The organism is Persephonella marina EX-H1 (assembly GCF_000021565.1).
Taxonomy (GTDB): Bacteria; Aquificota; Aquificia; order Aquificales; family Hydrogenothermaceae; genus Persephonella; species Persephonella marina.
In genome coordinates this window covers 22,412-44,528 of sequence record NC_012440.1, presented here as the reverse complement: position 1 = coordinate 44,528, position 22,117 = coordinate 22,412, and the positions used below count along the sequence as shown (strand labels likewise).

The 22,117-nt window shown below is 38.2% G+C and carries 24 protein-coding genes; 3 read left to right on the top strand and 21 right to left on the bottom strand.

Features of this window, described 5'->3' with window-relative positions; all coding sequences use genetic code 11:
• Positions 1-11: 11 nt before the first annotated feature.
• Positions 12-431 carry a CBS domain-containing protein gene (locus PERMA_RS00220; protein ID WP_012676489.1) on the top strand — a complete coding sequence of 140 codons (420 nt, stop codon included), beginning with the start codon at positions 12-14 and terminating at the stop codon, positions 429-431.
• Here the strand turns inward: PERMA_RS00220 and waaF are convergent.
• The 17 genes from waaF to PERMA_RS00135 form a co-directional block, all read right to left on the bottom strand.
• Positions 426-1,424: a lipopolysaccharide heptosyltransferase II gene (gene waaF / locus PERMA_RS00215; protein ID WP_012676317.1), complete on the bottom strand. Its 999-nt coding sequence runs from the start codon at positions 1,422-1,424 to the stop codon at positions 426-428. The two genes, PERMA_RS00220 and waaF, sit on opposite strands and share 6 nt — an antisense overlap.
• Positions 1,421-2,365 carry an acetyl-CoA carboxylase carboxyltransferase subunit alpha gene (locus PERMA_RS00210; protein WP_012675597.1) on the bottom strand — a complete coding sequence of 315 codons (945 nt, stop codon included), beginning with the start codon at positions 2,363-2,365 and terminating at the stop codon, positions 1,421-1,423. The genes waaF and PERMA_RS00210 overlap by 4 nt, the downstream gene beginning before the upstream one ends.
• A 4-nt stretch (positions 2,366-2,369) precedes the next feature.
• Complete coding sequence (locus PERMA_RS00205) at positions 2,370-3,368, bottom strand: sodium:calcium antiporter (protein ID WP_012675882.1); 999 nt, start codon at positions 3,366-3,368, stop codon at positions 2,370-2,372.
• Positions 3,365-5,017, bottom strand: coding sequence for a S1 RNA-binding domain-containing protein (locus PERMA_RS00200; protein ID WP_012676834.1), 1,653 nt, complete (start codon positions 5,015-5,017; stop codon positions 3,365-3,367). The genes PERMA_RS00205 and PERMA_RS00200 overlap by 4 nt, the downstream gene beginning before the upstream one ends.
• Positions 5,018-5,089: 72 nt before the next feature.
• Complete coding sequence (locus tag PERMA_RS00195) at positions 5,090-5,707, bottom strand: V-type ATP synthase subunit D (protein ID WP_015898846.1); 618 nt, start codon at positions 5,705-5,707, stop codon at positions 5,090-5,092.
• On the bottom strand, positions 5,704-7,047 hold the full coding sequence (locus tag PERMA_RS00190) for a V-type ATP synthase subunit B (protein ID WP_012676396.1): 1,344 nt from the start codon (positions 7,045-7,047) through the stop codon (positions 5,704-5,706). The genes PERMA_RS00195 and PERMA_RS00190 overlap by 4 nt, the downstream gene beginning before the upstream one ends.
• Before the next feature lie 2 nt (positions 7,048-7,049).
• Positions 7,050-8,780, bottom strand: a complete 1,731-nt coding sequence (locus PERMA_RS00185) for a V-type ATP synthase subunit A (protein WP_012676220.1) — start codon at positions 8,778-8,780, stop codon at positions 7,050-7,052.
• A gap of 3 nt (positions 8,781-8,783) precedes the next feature.
• Positions 8,784-9,320, bottom strand: coding sequence for a hypothetical protein (locus tag PERMA_RS00180; RefSeq protein ID WP_148206387.1), 537 nt, complete (start codon positions 9,318-9,320; stop codon positions 8,784-8,786).
• Positions 9,298-9,600, bottom strand: a complete 303-nt coding sequence (locus tag PERMA_RS00175; RefSeq protein WP_012676435.1) for a V-type ATP synthase subunit F — start codon at positions 9,598-9,600, stop codon at positions 9,298-9,300. Before PERMA_RS00175 ends, PERMA_RS00180 begins: the two co-directional genes overlap by 23 nt.
• Entirely contained in the window at positions 9,597-9,869 is a 273-nt protein-coding gene (locus PERMA_RS00170; RefSeq protein ID WP_012675830.1) for an ATP synthase subunit C, read from the bottom strand. The genes PERMA_RS00175 and PERMA_RS00170 overlap by 4 nt, the downstream gene beginning before the upstream one ends.
• Positions 9,870-9,915: 46 nt before the next feature.
• Positions 9,916-11,703, bottom strand: coding sequence for a V-type ATP synthase subunit I (locus PERMA_RS00165; protein WP_012675643.1), 1,788 nt, complete (start codon positions 11,701-11,703; stop codon positions 9,916-9,918).
• A 2-nt stretch (positions 11,704-11,705) separates the two neighbouring features.
• Positions 11,706-12,548 carry a V0D/AC39 family V-type ATPase subunit gene (locus tag PERMA_RS00160; RefSeq protein ID WP_012676524.1) on the bottom strand — a complete coding sequence of 281 codons (843 nt, stop codon included), beginning with the start codon at positions 12,546-12,548 and terminating at the stop codon, positions 11,706-11,708.
• Positions 12,539-12,859, bottom strand: coding sequence for a hypothetical protein (locus PERMA_RS00155; RefSeq protein ID WP_012675432.1), 321 nt, complete (start codon positions 12,857-12,859; stop codon positions 12,539-12,541). Before PERMA_RS00155 ends, PERMA_RS00160 begins: the two co-directional genes overlap by 10 nt.
• A 55-nt stretch (positions 12,860-12,914) precedes the next feature.
• The gene (locus PERMA_RS00150) at positions 12,915-13,604 is read right to left on the bottom strand and encodes an SDR family NAD(P)-dependent oxidoreductase (protein ID WP_012676279.1); all 690 of its coding nucleotides are present in this window, start codon (positions 13,602-13,604) and stop codon (positions 12,915-12,917) included.
• A complete protein-coding gene (locus PERMA_RS00145) occupies positions 13,601-13,975 on the bottom strand; it encodes a hypothetical protein (protein WP_012676290.1) in 375 nt (124 codons plus the stop codon). The genes PERMA_RS00150 and PERMA_RS00145 overlap by 4 nt, the downstream gene beginning before the upstream one ends.
• Positions 13,975-15,513, bottom strand: coding sequence for a glutamine-hydrolyzing GMP synthase (gene guaA, locus PERMA_RS00140; protein WP_012675545.1), 1,539 nt, complete (start codon positions 15,511-15,513; stop codon positions 13,975-13,977). Before guaA ends, PERMA_RS00145 begins: the two co-directional genes overlap by 1 nt.
• Positions 15,514-15,526: 13 nt before the next feature.
• Positions 15,527-16,843: a KamA family radical SAM protein gene (locus PERMA_RS00135; RefSeq protein WP_012676875.1), complete on the bottom strand. Its 1,317-nt coding sequence runs from the start codon at positions 16,841-16,843 to the stop codon at positions 15,527-15,529.
• Positions 16,844-17,002: 159 nt separating this feature from the next.
• Here PERMA_RS00135 and PERMA_RS00130 point away from each other — a divergent pair, with 159 nt between their 5' ends.
• Positions 17,003-17,491 (top strand): GNAT family N-acetyltransferase, encoded by a 489-nt coding sequence (locus tag PERMA_RS00130; protein WP_012676654.1) that lies wholly within the window; start codon positions 17,003-17,005, stop codon positions 17,489-17,491.
• Here PERMA_RS00130 and PERMA_RS00125 read toward each other — a convergent pair.
• The 3 genes from PERMA_RS00125 to PERMA_RS00115 are packed head-to-tail and all read right to left on the bottom strand — an operon-like array spanning position 17,455 to position 19,499.
• Positions 17,455-18,540, bottom strand: coding sequence for a M20 family metallopeptidase (locus PERMA_RS00125; protein ID WP_049756054.1), 1,086 nt, complete (start codon positions 18,538-18,540; stop codon positions 17,455-17,457). The genes PERMA_RS00130 and PERMA_RS00125 overlap by 37 nt on opposite strands.
• Positions 18,513-19,103 carry a sulfite oxidase-like oxidoreductase gene (locus PERMA_RS00120; protein WP_012676974.1) on the bottom strand — a complete coding sequence of 197 codons (591 nt, stop codon included), beginning with the start codon at positions 19,101-19,103 and terminating at the stop codon, positions 18,513-18,515. The genes PERMA_RS00125 and PERMA_RS00120 overlap by 28 nt, the downstream gene beginning before the upstream one ends.
• A 3-nt stretch (positions 19,104-19,106) precedes the next feature.
• Positions 19,107-19,499 (bottom strand): Fur family transcriptional regulator, encoded by a 393-nt coding sequence (locus PERMA_RS00115; RefSeq protein ID WP_012676336.1) that lies wholly within the window; start codon positions 19,497-19,499, stop codon positions 19,107-19,109.
• A 105-nt stretch (positions 19,500-19,604) separates the two neighbouring features.
• Here PERMA_RS00115 and pyk point away from each other — a divergent pair, with 105 nt between their 5' ends.
• Positions 19,605-21,044, top strand: coding sequence for a pyruvate kinase (gene pyk, locus PERMA_RS00110; protein WP_012675623.1), 1,440 nt, complete (start codon positions 19,605-19,607; stop codon positions 21,042-21,044).
• Here pyk and PERMA_RS10420 read toward each other — a convergent pair.
• A complete protein-coding gene (locus tag PERMA_RS10420; RefSeq protein WP_012675902.1) occupies positions 21,034-22,050 on the bottom strand; it encodes a GGDEF domain-containing protein in 1,017 nt (338 codons plus the stop codon). The two genes, pyk and PERMA_RS10420, sit on opposite strands and share 11 nt — an antisense overlap.
• Between the last annotated feature and the right edge of the window lie 67 nt (positions 22,051-22,117).

Here is a 22,117-nt window from a genome sequence, read left to right as displayed (position 1 = left end):
GGGAGGCAAAGATGGGTATAAAAAATGTTGCAAGAAAAGAGGTCATTACAGCATCACCTGACACCCCTGTAAAAGATGTAGCAAAACTTATGAGGGATAAGAATGTTGGATCTGTAGTTATAGTTGAGAACAACAGACCTGTTGGTATTGTAACAGACAGGGATATAGCTATAAGGGTTCTTGGAAATGATCAGCCTGCTGAGATACCTGTCAAAAACATAATGACAGAAAATCCTGTAACACTAAAAGAGGATGAAGGTATATTTGAGGCTCTTGAAAGGGTTAAAGATGTTGGTGTGAGAAGATTTCCGGTGGTTGATAATGATGGAAACCTGACAGGTATAGTCACTATTGATGATTTTGTTTACCTTTTAGGTAAGGAGATGTCGGATATAGCAACCATTATAGAAAAGGAAGCTCCCAACCTATAAAAACCTTTTAACAGCTTTTAAAACTTTTTGTGGGGTTATCTTTTTCATACACTCAAATGTTCCTGTAGGACATTTTCTGTGTCCGTGAAGTCCACAAGGTCTGCATACCACACCTTCAGCCTCAACCACCACCCCGTTTCTGTAGGGGTAAAAACCGAACTCCCTTACAGTTGGACCGTAAATATCAACAACAGGTGTATTAAAGGAGACAGCTATATGAACTGGTGCTGAATCGTTTGATATAAGCAGTTTTGAGTGTTTGACTACAGAGAAGCTCTCCCTCAGTGATGTACTTCCTGTAAGATCAATAACATTACTCTTATGGCTTAATCTGTCCACTATCCTTTTTGAGACCTGAACATCCTCCTTACCGCCTATTATAACAACGCTCTCTCCCATCTTTACAAGCTCATCTATAAGCTCTGAAAAGCCCTCTTCAGTCCATCTTTTCGTTTCCCATTTAGATCCTGGAGCAATCGTTATATATTTTTTATCCTCAAGTCCAAAACTCTCAAAAAATCTGTCCTCTTCCTCAGAGAGAAAAAGCTCAGGTAAGCTGTCTATCTTACCTTTATCATAACTTTCAAGCTTTTTTAAAAGTGAAAGATTTCTCTTTATCTCATGTGTTCCATCAAACCTGTGTGGAACTTTATCTGTGTACAGAAAAGAAAATCCAGCCCTATCAAAGCCTATCCTTTTTTTTATACCTGATAAAAAAAGAACATAGGATGCTCTGTGTGATCTGTGAGGTGAGATCGCTATATCGTAACCTTCTCTCCTCAATCTCTTTATAAGGGAGATCGTTGAATCTCTCTTCTTATCAAATACTATAAGCTCATCAAGGTATGGATTTCCTTTAAAAACATCCTTACCAAAAGGTTTTGATATAAGATGGATCTGGGATTCCGGATACAGATTTTTTAATGATTTTATGAGAGGCGTAGTCAGAATAAGATCACCTAAAAAGGCTGTCTGCCATACAACTATCTTCATTTTTCCACAAACTTACCCATAGAGTAAAACTTAGACTGTCTCTCCTCAACAAGCTTTTCAGGATCCTTATCCATCAACATTCTGAGTGTAGATCTTATAGCCCTTTTCATAAGCCTGTACATCTTTTCAGGCTGTAGATGTGCTCCACCAAGGGGCTCAGGAACAATACAGTCTATAATACCAAGCTCCTTAAGATCCTTAGCTGTTATCTTTAAACTTTCAGCTGCTTCAGGAGCTTTTTCCTGCGATTTGAAAAGTATAGCCGCACATCCTTCAGGTGATATAACAGAGTATATTGAGTTCTCAAGCATCAGAACCTTATCTGCAACACCTAAAGCAAGAGCTCCACCACTTCCACCTTCCCCTATAACAGTTGCTATAATAGGTGTTTTCAGACTACCCATTACCATAATACTCTCAGCTATAGCCTGAGACTGACCTCTCTCTTCAGCCCCTATACCGGGATATGCTCCAGGCGTATCTATAAACGTGAGAACAGGTCTTCTAAACTTCTCAGCAAGTTTCATTATCCTTATAGCTTTTCTGTAACCTTCAGGATGGGGCATACCGAAGTTTCTCTCTATCTTCTCCTTTGTGTCCTTCCCCTTCTCGTGTCCGATAACAGCAACAGGTATCCCTTCAAAAAACGCAAAACCTGCTATTATCGCCTTATCATCACCAAACCTTCTATCCCCATGCAGCTCAACAAAGTCCGTGAATATATTTTTTATATAATCTATCGTGTGAGGTCTTTTCGGATGTCTTGCAAGCTGTACCCTTTCCCATGCAGAAAGCTTTTTCTGTTTTTCTCTTGCCAGCTTCTTAAACTTCTTTCTGCTTTCAACAAGCTCTTTTAAAACGGATCTGTTGCCTTTCTTAAGCTCCTGCCTTAGAATCTTTATCTTATCTGAAAGGATCTGTATCTCTTTGTCTATATCCATCTTCCTACCCCATTGATGTTACAGTTAGGTAAAAGTATGTTACATAAAAAATCATACCAAGGGAAAATCCAAAAGGTACAAGTTTTTTATTCACGTACGAAAGAACCAGAACCAGAAATCCTGCGATAATAGCAAAAACTCCCGAAACAAGTGCGAGCCCTTCAATATTCCAGTCTGTAAATATAATACCAAAACTCACAGGGATTGTACTCTGGAAAACCATAGCACCGCTAACATTCCCAACTGCAAGTGTATCCTTTCCCCTGAAAACCCAGAGAACACTGTTTACCTTCTCAGGAAGCTCTGTTGCAACTGGAGCAAGGAGAAGTGAAAATAGCAAAGGAGAAAATCCAAACGCTGTACTTATATGTTCTATACCATGAACAAAAAGATGAGCTCCAATTACCATTATAACAAGTGCAAAAACTGACTGGACAACAGCTATCAATATATGTGGATGTGGGTTCTTAGGTGCGAAATATAGATGTTCTGTCTCCTCCATATCCTCACTTTCACCTCTCAACGTGAGATAAACATAAAGAACATACAGTGAAAGAAGGAAGAAAGCTGTAAAAACCTTCAGTATGTATATCTCATAAGGAACTATAAAAAGCGCAACAGAGTAAGCAAAAAGGAAAAATACGATATCCCTTCTCAGACCTACCTCTTCAAGGTTTAGTGATAGATCACCCTTTTTAATAAAGTATCTTAAAAGGACTGTCAGACCTATCAGAGGGATGGCAAGTGTTGAGAGCATAAAAGGAGCTCCAAGTATAGCACCTATACCTATCTCGTGACCTGCATTGTCCGCAAAAAATATTATGGCTATAACAGGAAGTATAGATTCAGGAAGGGCTGTTCCAACAGCAGCAAGAACACTTCCAGTAAAGTTCTGTGAGAACTGGAGTCTGTGACCTATCGTTTCTATTCCATTTGTGAAAAGTTCTGCGGCTACAAGGATTATCCCCAGCCCCAGAACGAGAAGGAGTATATCTAATATCAAGCCTTATTTTCTCCCTTAAGTTTCTCTTTCAACAGTTCACCTAAGGTTGCAAGCCCTTCCCCTTTTGGTTTTACCTTTCTCATAACTTCTTCTATCTCTTTTTTCTCTTTGTCCTTCTCAAGGGCTTTTATACTGAGAATTATATCATGACCTTTTATCTTTATTATCTTTGCCTCAATCTCCTGTCCGAGTGAGAGCTTATCACTTGGTATCTCTATCTTCTCCTTTGATATCTCAGATAATGGGATAAAACCTTCAACATCCTCATTTATATCAACAAATGCTCCTCTATCAATAAGCTTCTTCACCTTTGCCTTTATTACATCTCCGACAGAATGTTTGCTGAAAAACTCTTCCCATGGATTATCCCTGAACTGCTTTATACCGAGTCTTACCTTATCCTTTTCCCTTCCTAAAACCTTGAACTCTCTGAGCCTTTTCCCTTTCAGAACCTGTCCAATATTTTTTATCTTAGGATTCCACGTTGCATCCTCAAGATGTATCACACCTTCAACATCCTTTCCAAGATCAACAAAAGCTATCTTGTTTCTTATCTCCTTTATCTTACCTTCAACAACTGAGCCCTCGGGATTCTCCTCTAAAAACTTATCAACAGGATGAGGATGAAGAGCCTTTATACTCAGCTTCAGTCTTCTGTTTTCCCTGTCAAGCTCTATTATCTTTGCCTTTACCTTCTGACCTTTTCTGAAACTGTTTTTGTAATTTTCAGGTCTTAAATGGGATGTCTCAGATTTGTGTATAAACCCTTCTAAAGCTCCCGTTTTAACGATAAGCCCAAAATCGTTTATATCCTTTATCTCAACCTCTATCTGATCGCCAACCTCTTTATCAAACGTTTTCCATGGATCAGGCTCAAGATCCCTTTTTGAAAATATGATCTTCTGGTTTTCCCTGTCTATTGATTTTACTACCAGGTCTATCTCATCACCTACAGAAAGCTCTGATATACTTCTGTCCCTGTCCCATGAGTAAAGTGATCTTGGAAGAAATCCAAAAACTATCCTTTCAAGTGAGAGAACAGCACCATTTTCCTGAACCTTCTCAACCCTTCCCCTCACCTGCTTTCCTTCCTCAAGCAGGCTGAATATCTCATCTCTCTTTCTCTTTATCTCCTCATCCAGAACCTTTTTCCTTGATACAACTATGCCTGGTGGCTTTCTATCCCTGTCAATTCTGAGGATATAAACATCAAACTCAGGTGGTGGTAGCTCCTCATCCCTTCTAAGCCCGGACTCAGAATATGGAAGGAAGGCTTTTACCCCTCCTAAATCAACAAGGAAACCTTTATTTATCTTTTTATCAAGTTTTGCTCCTATCTTCTCTCCCTTTGAGAAAGCATCCTCAACCCTCTGGAGAGCTTCAGAGAATATAAGAGGTCTCCTTGATATAACCAGATATCCGTCTTTATTTCTCCTTCCAAGATAAACAGCTGTTATCTGATCACCTTCAGAAAGACCGTTTATCTCATTTTTATCTATCACCACCTCTGTCTTCTGTCCAACATCAACAAAGGCGTAATCATCCTGTATTCTTACAATAACACCTGTAACTCTTTCACCCTTTGAGTAATATGGAATATCCTGACTTTCTTCAAGTAGTTTCTCAAACTCTGACTGAAAATTTTCCATAGCAACAGACCTCTTAATAATTAAAATCAAATACTAAATATAATATTTTAACACCCTTTTAGGAAGTATTTATTAAAATGTTAACTCCTCAGATCCTAAATTTTTTATCAGGATCAAAAGCTCCCTTTCCATTTCCTCAAGGGAATCACTTATCTCCTTTACAGCTTTCTCATACTCAGGTATATAAAAATGTTCAAGGGCATTAACCCTCACAACTGTTTTTTTAAGCTCCTCTGCAAGCTTCCACGCTTTTATCTCAGTGGATGCAACCTCAAGTATAAGCCTTACAGCTTCCATAAATGAGTTCCTTGCAAGATCAACAAATATATACTCAGACACAGGGTTAAGAGGTGTTTTTACTCTGTAAACTTTATACTTCACCTCAGGAATGGGAATTCCCATAAAACTCTTCTCATATATCTTAAGATCCCCTTTAAAAACTGATATCTTTGATTCTCTGAGAACATAATCCTTCCCGGCTTCCATATATGCCTTTATAAGAAGGTTGTAGCTTTTCTGAACAACCTCATTTAACCTTTTTCTGTAAGCCTCAACCTGATCTATTATTGAGAGTATCTCCTTCAGAAGGATATCCCTTTTCTGCTCCAGTATATCCTTCCCATCTTTTATTATTGATAGCTCCTTTTTAAGCTCAAGAAGATCAGTCTTGTTTTTTGTGTACCTTATCACTTTATAAACCTCTCTATATCCTCCTTTTTGAGTCTTACAAGCTCTGACTCAGGAAGTAATTTAAGAAGATCCCATCCTATACTTAAAGTCTCTTCAAGTGTTCTATCCTCGTATCTCCCCTGTTTTATAAACAACTCCTCAAATCTCCTTCCAAAATCAAGATAGGTTCTCTCTATCTCGCTTATCTCTGTTTCCCCAACGATAGAGGCAAGCATCTCAACCCTTTTAGCTTTAGCATAGGCTGAGTATATCTGGTTTGCCCACCTTTTGTGCAGATCATCAACAGCCCTGTTCATAAGCCTTGAAAGTGAAGGGAGTACATTTACAGGTGGGTAAACACCTCTCTGGTGCAGGCTTCTATCAAGAACTATCTGTCCTTCAGTTATATAACCTGTAAGATCAGGTATAGGGTGTGTTATATCATCATCAGGCATTGTGAGAACAGGTATCTGTGTAACAGAGCCTTTCATTCCCTTAAGAACACCTGCCCTCTCATAGATTGATGCAAGATCGCTGTACATATATCCCGGATATCCCTTTCTTCCGGGGATCTCACCTCTTTTTGATGATATCTCCCTTAAAGCATCACAGTAATTTGTCATATCGTATATAACAACAACAACATCATAACCTTTCTCAAAGGCGAGAAACTCACTCAGTGTAAGGGCTGATCTTACGGATATAAGACTGTTTACAGGCGGCTCATCAGCAAGATTTAAAAAAACAGCCGTTTTTGGAAAGTTTCCTCCTGACGTTATATCCTCAATAAGATAGTTTGCAGTCTCGTATTTAACCCCAACAGCACAAAGGACTGTAGCTCTATTTTCCGAACCTGTTTTTATCTGGCGGACAATCTGGGCAACAAGCTGATCTGTAGGAACACCGGAAACGGCAAAAACGGGAAGTTTCTGTCCCTTAACAAGTGTGTTAAGACCATCTATTGATGATATCCCCGTGTAGATTATCTCCTCAGGGTATAACCTTTTTGAAGGGTTGTAAGCCTCACCGGATATATCAAGAAATGCCTCAGGGATTATACTTCCAAGTTCATCTAAAGGGTTTCCAAATGGATCAAGTATCCTCCCGAGCATACCTTCTGAAACAGGTATTTTGAAAGGCTCTCCTGTAAATCTGACCCTTACATCCTGTGGGTTTATCCCGGAGCTCTCTCCTAAGATCTCTATAACTGTTATGTCCTCTGTCAAAACCGAGACCTTTCCTGTTATATCCCTATTATCAGTTCTTATAACAACCTTTTCTCCATATCTTACACCTTCAACAGTCTTAAAAAAGAGGATATTTCCTTTAATGGAAATACCTCCCTTATACTCAATAAGCATATCTACTCTCCATAACTGAGAATGAGATGGTGGTATCTCTCTTTTATCCTTTCCATCAGTCTGTCGTACTCTTCAATCCTGTCATTACCTACCTCATACTTAGATCTTAAAAACTCCTGTATCTCAGGCTGATCCTTAAGTATCTTTACAGGTATCTTTTTTTCTTCAAAAGCCTTTATCCAGAGATCATGAACGAGCCTGAGTATCTCTGCAATCTTTATCTGTTTTTCAGGTGATGAGTGGGCATCAACAGGATCAAAAGCATTCTGCTGCAGGAAGATCTCTTTTATCAGATATGCTATCTCAACAACAAGCCTTTTATCCTCAGGGAGTGACTCAGAGCCAAGCAGTTTTACTATTCTCTGGAGTTTATCATCCTCCTGAAGGATCTTTATCATCCATTCTCTGAGATCAAACCATTCAGGTGATCTCTCCTCCCACCATCTTCTCACAGTATCAACATACCCACTGTAGCTGAGCATATAGTTTATAGCGGGATAAAATCTTGAGCTTGCAAGCTCCTTATCAAGAGCCCAGAAAACAGTCGTAAATCTTCTTGTATGTCTTGTAACAGGCTCTGAAAAATCACCACCAGGTGGAGATACAGCACCTATAACTGTTATTGACCCCTTCTTTCCTGAAAATGCCTCAACATATCCTGCCCTCTCATAAACGGAAGCTATCTTTGAGGCGAGATCTGCAGGAAATCCCTCCTCAGCAGGGATCTCATTTATTCTTGCAGAAAGCTCCCTTATAGCCTCAGCCCATCTTGATGTTGAGTCTGCCATCAATGCTACATGGTAACCCATATCCCTGAAATACTCGGCTATTGTTATACCAAGGTATATAGATGCCTCCCTTGCAGAAACAGGCATATCTGATGTGTTTGCTATGAGCACTGTCCTTTCAATGAGCTTTTTTCCGGTATATGGATCCTCAAGCTGTGGAAACTCATTAAGAACTTCCGTCATCTCATTTCCCCTCTCCCCACATCCTATATAAACGATAAGATCAGCATCACTCCATTTTGCAAGTGTCTGCTGCAAAACCGTCTTTCCTGTCCCGAAACCTCCAGGGATTGATGCTGTTCCACCTTTTGCTATAGGAAAGAGGAAATCAATTATCCTCTGTCCTGTAATCATTGGTATATCTGGCTTAAGCCTTTTTTTAAATCTCAGGGGAACCCTTAAAGGATGCTCCCTTAACATCTTTATCTCAGTTCCGTTCTCAAGCTTTACAACCGTATCCTCAACTGTGTAATCTCCTTCACCAGCAACATAAACAGCCCTGCCTTCACCTGTTGAGAGTATCCTGTGTATAAAAGATCCTTCCTCAACATAGCCTATCTCCTGACCGTAAAATATATACTCACCTTCCTTTACAGAAGGAAAAAACCGCCATCTTTTATCCCTATCAACAGGGAAATACCTCTCCCCTTTTTTTATCTTTCTTCCAAGTCTGTTAAGAGGTCTCTGTATGCCATCAAAGGCTTTTCCTAACAGTCCGGGAGATAAAACAGCTGAGAGCATCTCACCTGAAAAGGTTATATCCTCACCAAGTGAGATTCCCTCTGTATTCTCGTAAACCTGAACAACAGCCTCATCTTCCGAGACAGATATAACCTCTCCAATAAGCTTATCCTTACCAACATACACCATCTCAAGAAGTGAAGGTCTCTCTCCCTCTAATTTTGCTTTAACAACCGATCCAGAGATGTAAGATATCCTTGCCATAACTCATCCTTTAATGTATTTAAGAACTAAAGCATCTATCTTTTCCTCATACATTCTGAATATATCATCAGCTGAGAATGAGATATAAACCTGGTCTTTCTCAAAGACAACCTTCTCTTTCTCATCTATCCTCAGATCAAAACCCTTAAAGAGATGAGACCATCTTTCTGGAGTGTGCACCGTACCTTCTTTAAATCTTTTTTTAAGCCATCTGCTGAAACATACCAGATAATCTTCAAATCTCTCTTCCAGAATACTCCTGATATCCCTTTTCACTTCCTGTATTATCTTCCCTATCTCCTCATTTTCCCTCCTTCTTACTAACATCTGTATCTCAAGGATCCTTCTTGTTTTTTCAGTTTCAAGATACTCCTTGAAACTCTCTATCTCACTTTCAAACAGTTTTTCTCCCTCCCTGCGAGCCTCTTCTATCTTTTCCCTGTATACATCCTCAGCCTTTTTTATCTTCTTTTCTGCCTGTAGTTTAGATTTATAGATAACTGTCTGCAAAAAGCTTTCAAAGTCTGATTCCGAGAACACCGGCCAAAAATCCTTTTAGATCTTTTTTTATGTGAATGCCATCTATAGAAGGTATAAAAACTACAGATGGAACAGCCTTCTTTCTGACCCTTTCTGAAAAGTTATCCTGAAAAGTATCAAAATACCTGTCTACAACGGCTATAATGCCAACATCATCTGATGATAACAGACTGTCCATCTTTTCAATAAAATCCTTTTCATCACTTACTTCAAGGGTATCAACACCTGCAAGTGAAAAACCTACAATCTCATCCTGATTTCCTAAAACAAAAATCCTCATTCTATCGTTCCAAGTATAAGTATAGCTATTATAAGACCGTATATCGCTATACCTTCAGCAAGTCCAATAAATATAAGGGCTCTCCCTGAAAGCTCAGGCTTCTCACCTATTGTTCCCATAGCTGCAGCACCAACAAGACCAACAGCTATTCCTGCAGCAAGACTTGAAAGCCCAACAGCAAGGGCTGCTGCTATATAAGCGAGACCTTCATCTGCAAATGCAAAAGCAGGTAAAAGAGCCAGAAAAAGTATTTTCAGATATCTTCCCACCTCATCCTCCTTCTATCATAAAGATAGTTACATAAACCAAAACAAGTCAAGGAAGAGAGAAAGGTCTGTATGGAATCCCTCCCCCAACGTAAAACCTTTTAAAAAACTCGTAATACTCAAGTCTCAATGTCTGTATCGCAACGATTATACCTTCAAGAACGATTATAAAGATATTCCCACCAACTATAACAAGCCAGTACAGAAACCCTCCTCCCCTCTCAGTCTCTATAAGCTTTGCAACTGTAAAAACAGCAAGAAAGAGTGCTGAATGGGCAAGGGCAAAGGCACCGAGTCTTATAAAGGATATCGTGTTTGTGAAGTACTCTAAAAGCTCTCTCAATGTATCTATTATTGATCCTGTAACTGTTTTTGTTCTGTAAAGTATGATGATAAATGAGATAAAAAGGAGAAAACCAAGTGCTACAAGATCGTACTTAATATCAGTATTAAAAACAAGACCTTTCACAAAAATTCCTATCAGATACCAGTATATAAGAAACCATAGAAGACCTCCCTCACCTGTGATAAGGGCAATAAACTTTTTCCTTTTTACAAGAGAGATCATATTAAGTATAAATCCTGCAGTTATAACCATAATTCCCACAGCTATGCTCAGTGTGAGTATCCTCTCTATGTTCTCTATAGGTGGAAAGAGAATTGAAGGTATAACTCCGTGGAAACCGAAAAAAGAGCCGTACAGAAAGCCAAAAAATGCAGAGCTGAAACCTGTAAGTATGAATATCTCTCCGGCATCCTTATATCTCTTCCTGAGAAAATATCCAACAGCTGAAAGTGTAAAGCCGTGTCCAACATCACCAAACATTATCCCAAAGAGGAGAAGAAATGTAACACCGAAAGGTATTGTTGGATTTATCTCACCATACTTGGGATATGAAAAGTTCTCAATAAGCCTCTCAAATGGTTTAAAGATCTTAGGTGTTCTCAGAAGAACTGGTGCATCTTCTCCCGCAGGGAACAGATCAACTTTTGAGTATCTAACAGCTCTTAAAAAAAGATCCCTCTTTCTGTAAGGGATCCATCCATAAAGTATGAAATACTCATTCTCAAGATCCAGACTCTCTTTAACCCTGTAAATCTTTTCAAGACTTTTCAAGACCGCATTTATAACAAGTATATCCCTTCCATACTTCTGGGAGATAACCCTCCTTTTTTCCTCAAGTTTCTTCAACTTCCCAGATATCTCATCCTCCTTCTTCTTGGAGAAGTACTCTACAGGAAGAACCTCAACCCTGTTTTTATCAAGGATTCTGTCTATATGATCTTTTATATCCTCTGTATACAGAATAACAATAACACAGCTACCCTCAGAAACTACCTTTGATACAGCAAAACCTCCATACTCCTTAACAGATAAAACGGCAGGCTCAAGATTCTCAACAGGTATAATACCGGCTGATATTTTTATGATCTTCAGTTCCTGTGCAAGTTTTATCAGATTGAGAGTATCTGAGAGAGATCTTTCAACCATACGGACCTTTTCAAGTATCTGTATCTCCCTTCCAACCTCCTTATCAAGATTTGAGATAGTGTCTATCTCAGAACTTATGACCATAAGCTCCCTTTCTATATCTTCCAGTGATAAAGGTCTGCTTACAATTACCTTCTCCTCCTTTTTTAGCCTGAGTATATCTATACACTTCTCAGAAAGGTTGTAAAGGTAACTTACCCTTTTCTCCTCCTCAAGATAAACCCTCTTCCCCTTCCTCTGATCAATATGCAAAACTGAAGCCTTCCCTATATTCTGTATCTCCTCATCAACCTTATCCTTTGGAATCTTAACCCTTACATAAAGCATTTTTTCAGGGAAAAGCATACTTACACACCTACAAGCATCTTTTTTATCTCTTCATCTGGCATCCTGAACTTTTTCCCCTCATAAACAGCCTTTATATTTTTTATCTCTATCTCCTTAAGTCTTAAAAGGGCGAAAGGAATTGAGAACTTAAATGGATATCCATACCAGACTTTATTTATCTGATCTATATGGTATCTGTAAACTGCCTTTCTAAAAGAGACAAAGTCTGAGAACTCCCCGATTATATCTTTCAGTATACGTGATACATCTGATAAAGAGCTTGATGATAGGATCTCAGATATCAGTCTGTATCCTGTTTTATAACCAAATGGAAGTATAAACGGATATACATCCTCTGGCTGTGATCTGTAAATGATCCTCAGTTTTACAGCTGTTATAAGATTCTGTAAATCGTAAAAGCTTCCAATAATAAATTTAGCCTCCCTCCTTTCTGAAACTGGAAGCTTTCCTACTGACTCTTTTAGCTGTTTTATATAGGAAAGATCTATCTTTCTCAATCTTAACTCATAATCCTTTCCCTTTCTTATCTCACCTTTCAGTTTAATGATATCCCTCCTCTTTATAAAAAAAAGGTAAAGAAGTTCTTTCTCTCTCCTCCCTAAGCCTGTTGTAACCTTTATGAAAAGATCATAAAAATAATCTTCAAGACCTTCATAAATATCACTATCCTCAAAACCACCGATAAAACTTCCGTAATCTGTACCCTGAAGGAAACTTTTTATATCACCAACAGTTTTTGAGCTTAAAAGCTGTTCAAAAAATTCAGGTCTGAGTATCTTTGATTTTAATGTTCTTGATTTTGAAGATATATAAACAGATCTGTGTAGTTTAGCTATCTGCATATCTCATCCTGTATAATCCCAAGGATCTCTGATACTATCTTCTCCCTGTTTTTTTTAAAATCCTCTCTTATTTTCTTTAATTTTCCCTCCAGTTCCCTCTCTTTCTCCGATCTTTCCCTTTCTATCTCCTCTAAAAACCTTTTTTCAAGCTCTGTTTTCTGTTTTTCTATCTTATTTCTGTAATTCTGGAGTATCTTTTCACTATCCTCCTCAGCCTTTTTAACTATCTCCTCATACTTTTCCTCAGCTTCCTTTAAAATCCTGTAAGCTTCCCTGTCTGTTTCTAAAATTTTCCCTGTAATATCTTCCATACCGTACTCTCTTTATTTTTAATTATAGGGTGAGGAAGTGATTTGACCAGAAGGGCTATATCTTTCTGATATCTATGTACGAACCTGACTGAAACCTTCTGAGTTCAGGTAAAAGTCTGTAAATCCTGTGAGCAGCCTCTTCAGGACTCATCTTTGGTGACTCTTTTATCCTTTTGACTGATGGGAATTTTTTCTCATCTGCTGAAAGGACAAACTTTTCAAGCATTGGCGTAAGTATAAGCCCAGGTGCAAGTGATATAAGATGTGTCTCTTCCATCTCCCTTGAGTAAAGTTTTATAAGCATATTAAGAGCAGCCTTTGATATTGAGTAGCCGTGCCATCCTCTATTTCCGTTAACTGATGCTCCTGAGGATATTGCTACAATCTGATTTACTTTTATGTTTTTATCTATGAAATAATCAAGTATCACCTTGTTAGCCCAGACATTAATATCCATCATCCGGTTCATCTCATAGATCGGTGTGTCATGTATATCCTTAAGCTCAGTTAAAAGACCTGCATTCAGTATGACAAAATCAATACTTTTAACAGTATTTAATATACTGTCAACAGCAGGATAGATACTTTCAAGGGAGAGAAGATCGCAGTATGAAAATCTTATCTTTCCTCTGAACTCTTCAGGAAGATGTCTGCTGAGGGCGTAAACACTGTATCCCTCTTCAAGAAAAACCTTTACTAAAGCTTTTCCGAGACCTGAACCTATACCTGTTATAAACAGATTCATTCCTTACATCTCTTTCCTTCAAATATAGCCCTGTCTATAAACTGGATGATCCAGTCCTCAAAATTGATGTAGTCAGGATTGTGTTTCTCAATCCATTTATCATCATAAAATATCTCTGTCTCAAGATTCCTGTGTATATCCTCATCACCAAAGTTAACAAGGGCAACCTGTTCAACAACAGCAAGCTTTATATTCTCATCTATCTCATCTATTATCTTTTTTAGATCTTTGTCAAACTCATCATAGGAGAGGATTAAAAATCTGTGCTTTAAGATCTCCCTTCCCTCGTTCTCAACAACATAATGTATATCAAGAAGCTTCTCAACAACAGGCTTTGTAAACCTGATATTTCCCTTTAAAACCCTTTTCATCACTCCCACTCTATAGTTCCAGGTGGCTTTGATGTAATATCATAAACAACCCTGTTAACACCCTTTACTTCATTTATAATTCTTCTCATAATTCTGTCAAGGAGATCGTAAGGAAGTCTCGCCCAGTCTGCTGTCATACCATCTGTTGATTCGACTGCTCTCACAGCTATAACCTTTTCATACGTTCTGTAATCTCCCATAACCCCAACAGTAAGAACAGGGAGAAGAACGGCAAATGACTGCCAGAGCTGTCTGTAAAGACCAGCCTTTTTAACCTCCTCAACAACTATAGCATCAGCCTCCCTGAGTATCTCAAGATCTTCCTTATTTACCTCACCTATTATCCTTATAGCAAGACCAGGTCCGGGGAAAGGCTGTCTGTAAATGATCTCATCTGGAAGACCGAGCTCTTTACCAAGCTCTCTAACCTCATCCTTGAAAAGCTCTCTTAAAGGCTCAATAAGCTTCAGATTCATCTTTTCAGGAAGTCCACCTACATTATGGTGTGTCTTTATAACTGCTGATGGACCTTTTACAGAAACACTCTCAATAACATCAGGGTAAAGTGTCCCCTGAACGAGGAACTCAACATCAGGTATCTTTTTTGCCTCTTCCTCAAATATCTCAATAAAAAGATTTCCTATTATCTTTCTTTTCTGTTCAGGATCTGTAACACCTTTTAAAGCCTCTAAAAATCTCTCCCTCGCATCAACAACGATAAGAGGAATATGGAAATGATCCCTGAATGTTTTCTCTACCTTTTCCCTCTCACCTTTTCTTAAAAGTCCGTTATCAACAAAGATACATGTGAGATTATCCCCTATTGCGTTGTGAACAAGAACTGCAGCGACTGATGAGTCCACTCCTCCCGAAAGGGCACATATAGCCTTTTTATCTCCAACCATCTTTCTTATCTCAACTTCCTTTTCCATAAGGAAGCTTCCCATCGTCCAGTCCTGACTGCAACCACAGATCTGAACAGCAAAATTTTTAAGTATATCCTTACCAAGGTATGTATGTGCAACCTCCGGATGGAACTGTACACCCCATATCTTCTTTTCTCTGTTTCTTATAGCTGCAAAAGGTGCGTTATAGGTTCTTGCTATAGGCTCAAAACCTTCAGGGAGCTTTGTAACCCTATCACCGTGAGACATCCAGACATGTATCTCATTTGGTATATCCTTGAAAAGATCAGAATGATCCAGTATCTCAAGCTCAGCCCTTCCGTACTCGTGTCTCTCAGCCTTAACAACCTCACCGCCAAAATGGTGAGTTATGAGCTGTAGACCGTAGCATATTCCCAGTATGGGAAGTCCAAGATCAAAAACCCTCTCATCAGGTTTTGGTGCGTCAGGATGGTAAACAGATGCAGGACCACCTGAGAATATAATTCCTTTAGGATTATGACTCATTATCTCTTCTACAGATGCATTAAAAGGGAGTATCTCACTGAATATATGTAACTCCCTTATCCTTCTTGCTATAAGCTGTGTGTACTGTGAACCAAAATCTAAGATTATAATTCCTCTATGTTCCAAGTTCTTACCTCTACTAAACTTTTTCTTCTTCTAATTTTAACATTTCTCTAAGCTCTTTCTCGTAGAAAAACTCCTCACCTTCTACTGGCTCAAGTTCGTCAAGCCACATGGCGTTCTCATCATACTTTGCAAAGAAAGGCTTTCCTACCCAGTCAGGATTTCTACCCTGTAAGAAATCAAGAACCATAACCTTCTCACCAAATATCTCAGAAACACCAAGTATTCTCACCTTCCCAGGTGTTGCAGACATTGAAGGTCCTTTAACAGTTCTTGCAAGTCCGCTCGTTTTCTTGTATGCATCTCTAAATATATTCCATGCTCTCACAAGTGGTACTCCAAAGTAATGCTGGGCTCCTGTATCCCTCGCCATAAACATATAGTAAGGTATCATCCCCATACTTACCTGCTCTTTCCACATTGTAGCCCATACTTCAGAGCTGTCATTTATATGTCTCAGAACAGGAGACTGAGTTCTTATCACAGCTCCTGTTTCAAGAATTTTATCAACAGCTTCCCTTACAACATCGGTTCTGAGCTCCTTGTAATGGTTGAAATGTGCCATAAATGCAAGATGGTATCCCCTATCAACTATCTGTCTGAAGAGATCAAGAAGTTCCTGGGCATCTTCATCCTCAGTAAATCTGTAAGGCCAGAATCCTAATGATTTTGTCCCTATTCTTATCGTCTTCAGATGTGGTATATTGGCCTCAAGAACAGGCTGTATATAGCTTTTCAGAACTGATGTTTTCATTATGAGAGGATCACCACCTGTGAAAAGAATATCTGTTATCTCAGGGTTTCTCTTTATATACTCAATAAGAACATCAACCTCTTTCATAGCAAACTTAAGCTCATTTATACCTACAAACTGTGGCCATCTGAAACAGAATGAACAGTAAGCATGGCAGGTCTGTCCCTGTTTTGGGAAGAAAAGTATTGTTTCTTTATACTTGTGCTGAGCTCCGTGTAGTTTTATACCATCAACCTCTGGGACGTTATACTTCTGTCCTGCAGGATGGGGATTAAGCTCCATTCTTATTCTGTTTGCCTCTTCTCTGATCTTCTCCTGGGGCTCTCCATTTTTTAAAAGTCTTGCTATCAGTTCATAATGTTCAGGGAAGAGCATATCCTTTTGAGGAAATGTAAGTCTGAAAATAGGATCGTTCAGAGGATCCTCCCAGTTTATAAGCTGATCTATCACGTAGTTATTAACCTTAAAAGGAAATACCTGACCTACAACCTCTATATCAAATTTCTGTTTTTCCGTTAGATATTTCTCAACCTGGGGTATTGTTCTGAAATTTTTTACCGTATAGCTTCTATATCTCATATATACTACCTCCTAAAAAGCTAATTATTAGAAAATTTAGAGCTATTCTGATTTTTTGCGAATTTTTTATAAAATTGTTGAATTATTCAGGTTATCATTATATTAAAAATACTGTATAAAGGCAAATTTATATAAAAACAGCGAATATTAATAGAAATTATGGAAAAAAAGGGAAATTTTCAAGAAAAAGATAAGGTAAAGCTTAAAAATTACAGTGACAGTTATAAAAAAGAGCTTATAAATGCACTTTTTGAGGCATATCTTGATCTACCGGAGTATGGAGAGCCATCTTATAAAAGTGCCAAAAGGTATATAAACTGGCTTAAGAACCATTCCACCTTATTCAAAGTTGCATTTTATAACGGAGAGATCGCAGGATTTGTTGTTGCAGATGCAAACTGGAAAGATCTTTACGGACGTGATGTTGGAGAGATTCACGAACTTGCTGTAAGAAAAAAGTTCTGGGGAAAAGGTATAGGAAAAACTCTTCTTGAAGAGGCATTAAAACATCTTAAAGAAAAAGGAAAAAAAGAGATAGGATTGTGGGTCGGAAGAAAAAACAGGAAAGCTATAGAGTTTTACAAAAAATACGGCTTCAAGATAGAGGAAAGCTACCGTGACTGGCTGAGAATGGTAAGAAGGGAGTAAAGGACAGCTGTATTGGATTTAAGCTCCTCTACCGTTATGTATTCCCTTTCCGTATGACAGTCAGCAAGGCTTCCAAATCCAAATATAACACACTCTATCCCAGCTTTTTTGAAGTTCGCAGCATCTGTCCAGGAAGGCATAACACCTGTTTGAGGCTCTTTTCCTATTACTGCCCTGTACGCCTGACACAGCTTTCTGAAGATAAACCCTTCTGGAAATGATATAAAGTCTTCTTTATCAATACCTTTGTAATTTACATCAAGTTCCTTTTCAACAGTTCCCTTTATTAACTTTTCAAGTTGATCTGCCTTTTCACCTTCATAAACCTTTATCTCAGCAAGAACCTCAGCTTCATCCGGTGTTGCGTAATGCTCCCATCCTGATCTGAAACTGAGTATATTTACCTCTCTTCCAAGCCTTGATTCTATCCTCTTAATGGCTGAAAATACTTTTTTAACGGGATTATCCGCCCTTTCAAACTCAGATGCATGGTATGAATCTGACTTAACTTTAAGCTTAAACTCTACAGTTCCCATCTGTTTTACACATATCTTTCCGTAAGTAGGTTCAAGAACTACGGCATAATCAATACCTTCCAGATTATTAACAAGAACTTCAGAACCGAGGGCTGAGTTCTGCTCTTCATCTACAGTAAAGGCCAAAGATACAGGTATCTCTCTATCCGGATATCTATCCCTGAAAAGATCAAGGGCCACTATAAGTGAAGCTATAAGACCTTTTGTATCAGCTGCACCTCTCCCGTATATCTTCCCATCTATCTCAACAGGTTTAAAAGGATTCTTCATCCTGATAGGTGGAACTGTATCAACATGTGTGTTTATAAGAACCGGCCTTGATGGGTCTATACTTATAAGATTGTAGTCCTTATCCTTTACAGGCTGTTTCTCAAATTGTATATAATCAAGTCTTTTCTCAAGATATTCCAGGATCTTGCTGAACTCTCTGTGACTTGGGATGGATATAAGATTAAAAAGTTCTTCCTTTACCGCTTCCAAAGTTTTCAAACTGAGTATCTCTGTTCTTTCCATGGATCACCAAGAATATGGTATCCTCTCTGTTCCCAGAAACCAGGTCTGTTCTCACTTAAAAACTCTATTCCTGAAACATGTTTTGCACTTTTCCATGCATAAAGTTTCGGAACAACGAGTCTCAGCGGAAATCCATGATCGGCAGGGAGAGGTTTATCAAAAAGCCTGTATGCAAATATAACATCTTCATCAAAAAAGTATTCCAGAGGGATGTTTGTTGTATAACCGTCCAGTGAGTGTATCATAACAGCCTTAGCTGTATCTTTTATCTTTACCAGTTTTTTTATCTCTAAAGACTGAAATCCTGTCCATGAGACATCAGGGCAGCTCCATCTTGTCACACAGTGAAAGTCAGCTATAAGATTTACTTTCTCAAGGTCAAGTATATCTTCCCATGTAAGAACAATCTCTTCCTCAACCTCACCGAATATTCTCAGTCTGTAATGTGAAAGATCTGTATCAGGAGGGTCTGATATGCCAAGGACATGCAACTTGTTTGTCCAGTGCTGACCAGGAGGAAGTCTGTCAGGCCTGCTGTTTATAGGACTGACTATCTTTTTCATCTATCAGTTGTCTCCATTACACAGGTTACATACACCTGTTATGAGGATATCAATTCTATGAACTGTAAACTTTTTGCTGTTTACTTTCAGTCCTGAGATATCTTCCTTTTCAACATCAAAGATCCTTTCGCAGGATATACACTTGAAGTGATAGTGTTCATCAATCCTTCCATCAAATCTACTCTGCTTTCCGTCGTTAATCTCAATAATCTGTCCGCTCTCTTTAAGTATCTTCAGATTTCTGTATACAGTTCCGAGGCTTATATTAGGGATTTCCTTTCTGGCCTGCTCATAAATCCAGTCTGCTGTAGGATGAATGTTTGTAGATCTCAGGATATCAAGAATAATCTTCCTCTGGTAAGTATTTCTCCTTTTTACATCATTGCTTTTAAGCAATGTAACAACCTCTCCTTGTTTATTTTGTGTTATAAATATAATGACGAATATTAAGAATATATATGATTATTGTTATATTTTCAATAACATATAAAGAGGTAAAGAATGAGAAGGACAAAAATAGTTGCCACACTCGGTCCTGCAACAAGCTCCGAAGAGATGATAGAGAAGCTTATCCTCTCTGGAGTTGATGTTTTCAGATTCAACTTCTCACATGGGGATCACGAAACACATCTACAGAATCTGAAAAAAGTAAGGAGCATATCCGAAAAACTTGGAAAACCTATCGCTGTTCTTCAGGATCTTTCAGGACCAAAGATAAGAATTGGTGTTGTTGAGGAACCTTTTTACCTCCATTTTGAAGACAGGATAAGGATAGTAAAAGAAGAGGTTATAGGAAACAAAGAAAGAATAAGCATAAACTATCCTGAGGTTTTAGATCAGCTTGAGAAGGGTAGTTATATATACATATCTGATGGATCAATAAGGCTTCAGGTTGTTGACAAAGACGATGAGGGAATAACAGCAAAGGTTATCGTAGGTGGGATGGTTTCTTCAAAGAAAGGGGTTAACTTCCCAAATGTAAGGCTTAACATACCATCAATAACTGAAAAGGACAAAAAGGATATCAAGTTTGCCATAGAGGAAGATATTGATCTTATAGCTCTATCTTTTGTTAAAACAGCTGAAGATGTGATACAGGCAAAGGAGATAATAAGATCCTACGGAGGAGATACACCTTTATTTGCAAAGATAGAGAAGCATGAAGCTATTGAGAATATAGACCGGATAATAGAAGAGGCAGACGGAATAATGGTGGCAAGGGGAGACCTCGGTGTTGAGATAGATATGGAAAAGGTTCCTGTTCTCCAGAAGATGATAATAAAGAAAGCTAACGAGAAGGGAAAACCTGTCATAACGGCGACACAGATGCTGACATCAATGGTATCATCTCCAAGGCCTACAAGGGCTGAGGTTTCAGATATAGCAAATGCTGTTCTTGATGGAACAGATGCTGTTATGCTCTCAGATGAAACAACAGTAGGGAAGTATCCTTTAGAGGCTGTTAAAGTTATGGAGAGAACAATCTGTGAAACGGAAAAAGTGTATCCATTCTTTACAGAAAAAGAGCATGCACCTACAGACCCTTCTCTTTCTGTAGCTTACGCAAGTAACTCTCTTGCAAAAAATCTGAACGGAAAAGCCATAGCCGTTTTCACAAAAACAGGCAGAACTGTAAGAAATGTAGCGAAGTTCAGACCTAAATGTCCTGTTCTTGCTCTAACACATGACGAAAAAACCCTCAGAAGACTCAATATTGTCTGGGGAGTAAAACCCTATATGATAATTAAGGAGGAAAAAGATACAGACAGGATGCTGTGTGAGTTCATAGGAAAGGCATACACAGAGGATTACAGAACTGATGAGATAGTTATAACGCTAATAGGATATGTTGGAAGCATACCAGGTTCAACAAATATAATAAGGATACTTATGGAAGGTGACGTGAAACAGCTGCTTAAAGAGTGCAGAATCAGTCAATAACGATCTCAACCCTGTTTTTATTATTCTTCTTCGCTCTATAAAGGGCTCTATCGGCCCTTTTTATAACCTCAACAAGAAACTCTCCTTTTTTCAGCTCTGTTATTCCTATACTTACAGTAACATTAAAGTTCTCCTCAAATTTTATATTCTCTATCAGTCTTCTTATCTTTTCTGCAACAACCCTGGCCTGATCGATATCAGTTTCAGGGAAAAATATTATAAACTCCTCTCCACCCCATCTTACAAAAAGGTCCTTTTTTCTGATATTGCTTTTTATAACATCAACTATCTTTTTTAGAACCTTATCACCAACATTATGACCGTACGTGTCATTTATCTTTTTAAAATCGTCTATATCCATTATCATTAATGATGCAGGGAATATATCATTTCTGTTTATAATTGAGTTGTATATCGCTATAAATGATCTTCTGTTAAGTACCTTTGTAAGTGGATCATAATGAGCCTGGAACTCAAGCTTTCCTTTAACCTCTTTTTTAGCGATAATGACAAGTATTCCCAGCACAAGAAATGTAATAATACCGTTTATACTGAAGATCACGATGAAATAACTGATATTCTCCTCTGATAGTTTCTGATACCTATACGTAATCTCATTTGCCATATACCAGCATCTCTCAGAAACACCTATCAACCTCTCTGGATCAGCTCCATCATATATAAGCTCTTTAACATCTTCCCAGCATTTCTTCAGTTTACCTGCCTCAGAATGTCCTGAAGAGAACGGAAGATACAGATATTTCTCCTTCTCAACAAGATTTCTCATATAAAAATCAACTATATCTATCAGCTTTTCAGGTGGTGATTCCGTTAAGGAAAGTTTAACTATTCTCTGTATATTCCCCCTTATCTTTCCGGATAGATTTATAACCTCACTTGACTTTTTTATATTGTTCATCATGAAAAAAAGAAAGACATTATTTATGAGAATCAGACCTATCAGAACAAATATAAGAATAAAGATTTTTTTGGATATCTTTCCCATTATTAATCAGTTTATAGTTTAAATTTTTCTATTCTACGGTAGTATATAAAAATATTTCGTTTCAACT

What these genes read in the sequence shown, in the direction of transcription:
- PERMA_RS00150 (WP_012676279.1), bottom strand. Translation starts at nt 13,604, where the DNA reads ATGAATCTGTTTATAACAGGTATAGGTTCAGGTCTCGGAAAAGCTTTA.
- PERMA_RS00165 (WP_012675643.1), bottom strand. Translation starts at nt 11,703, where the DNA reads ATGCTTTTCCCTGAAAAAATGCTTTATGTAAGGGTTAAGATTCCAAAG.
- PERMA_RS00210 (WP_012675597.1), bottom strand. Translation starts at nt 2,365, where the DNA reads ATGGATATAGACAAAGAGATACAGATCCTTTCAGATAAGATAAAGATT.
- PERMA_RS00220 (WP_012676489.1), top strand. Translation starts at nt 12, where the DNA reads ATGGGTATAAAAAATGTTGCAAGAAAAGAGGTCATTACAGCATCACCT.
- PERMA_RS00175 (WP_012676435.1), bottom strand. Translation starts at nt 9,600, where the DNA reads ATGAGGATTTTTGTTTTAGGAAATCAGGATGAGATTGTAGGTTTTTCA.
- PERMA_RS00190 (WP_012676396.1), bottom strand. Translation starts at nt 7,047, where the DNA reads ATGCTTATTGAGTATAAGGGAGGTATTTCCATTAAAGGAAATATCCTC.
- PERMA_RS00185 (WP_012676220.1), bottom strand. Translation starts at nt 8,780, where the DNA reads ATGGCAAGGATATCTTACATCTCTGGATCGGTTGTTAAAGCAAAATTA.
- PERMA_RS00145 (WP_012676290.1), bottom strand. Translation starts at nt 13,975, where the DNA reads ATGAAAAGGGTTTTAAAGGGAAATATCAGGTTTACAAAGCCTGTTGTT.
- PERMA_RS10420 (WP_012675902.1), bottom strand. Translation starts at nt 22,050, where the DNA reads ATGGGAAAGATATCCAAAAAAATCTTTATTCTTATATTTGTTCTGATA.
- PERMA_RS00155 (WP_012675432.1), bottom strand. Translation starts at nt 12,859, where the DNA reads ATGGAAGATATTACAGGGAAAATTTTAGAAACAGACAGGGAAGCTTAC.
- PERMA_RS00130 (WP_012676654.1), top strand. Translation starts at nt 17,003, where the DNA reads ATGGAAAAAAAGGGAAATTTTCAAGAAAAAGATAAGGTAAAGCTTAAA.
- pyk (WP_012675623.1), top strand. Translation starts at nt 19,605, where the DNA reads ATGAGAAGGACAAAAATAGTTGCCACACTCGGTCCTGCAACAAGCTCC.
- PERMA_RS00200 (WP_012676834.1), bottom strand. Translation starts at nt 5,017, where the DNA reads ATGGAAAATTTTCAGTCAGAGTTTGAGAAACTACTTGAAGAAAGTCAG.
- PERMA_RS00135 (WP_012676875.1), bottom strand. Translation starts at nt 16,843, where the DNA reads ATGAGATATAGAAGCTATACGGTAAAAAATTTCAGAACAATACCCCAG.
- waaF (WP_012676317.1), bottom strand. Translation starts at nt 1,424, where the DNA reads ATGAAGATAGTTGTATGGCAGACAGCCTTTTTAGGTGATCTTATTCTG.
- PERMA_RS00125 (WP_049756054.1), bottom strand. Translation starts at nt 18,540, where the DNA reads ATGGAAAGAACAGAGATACTCAGTTTGAAAACTTTGGAAGCGGTAAAG.
- PERMA_RS00120 (WP_012676974.1), bottom strand. Translation starts at nt 19,103, where the DNA reads ATGAAAAAGATAGTCAGTCCTATAAACAGCAGGCCTGACAGACTTCCT.
- PERMA_RS00160 (WP_012676524.1), bottom strand. Translation starts at nt 12,548, where the DNA reads ATGCAGATAGCTAAACTACACAGATCTGTTTATATATCTTCAAAATCA.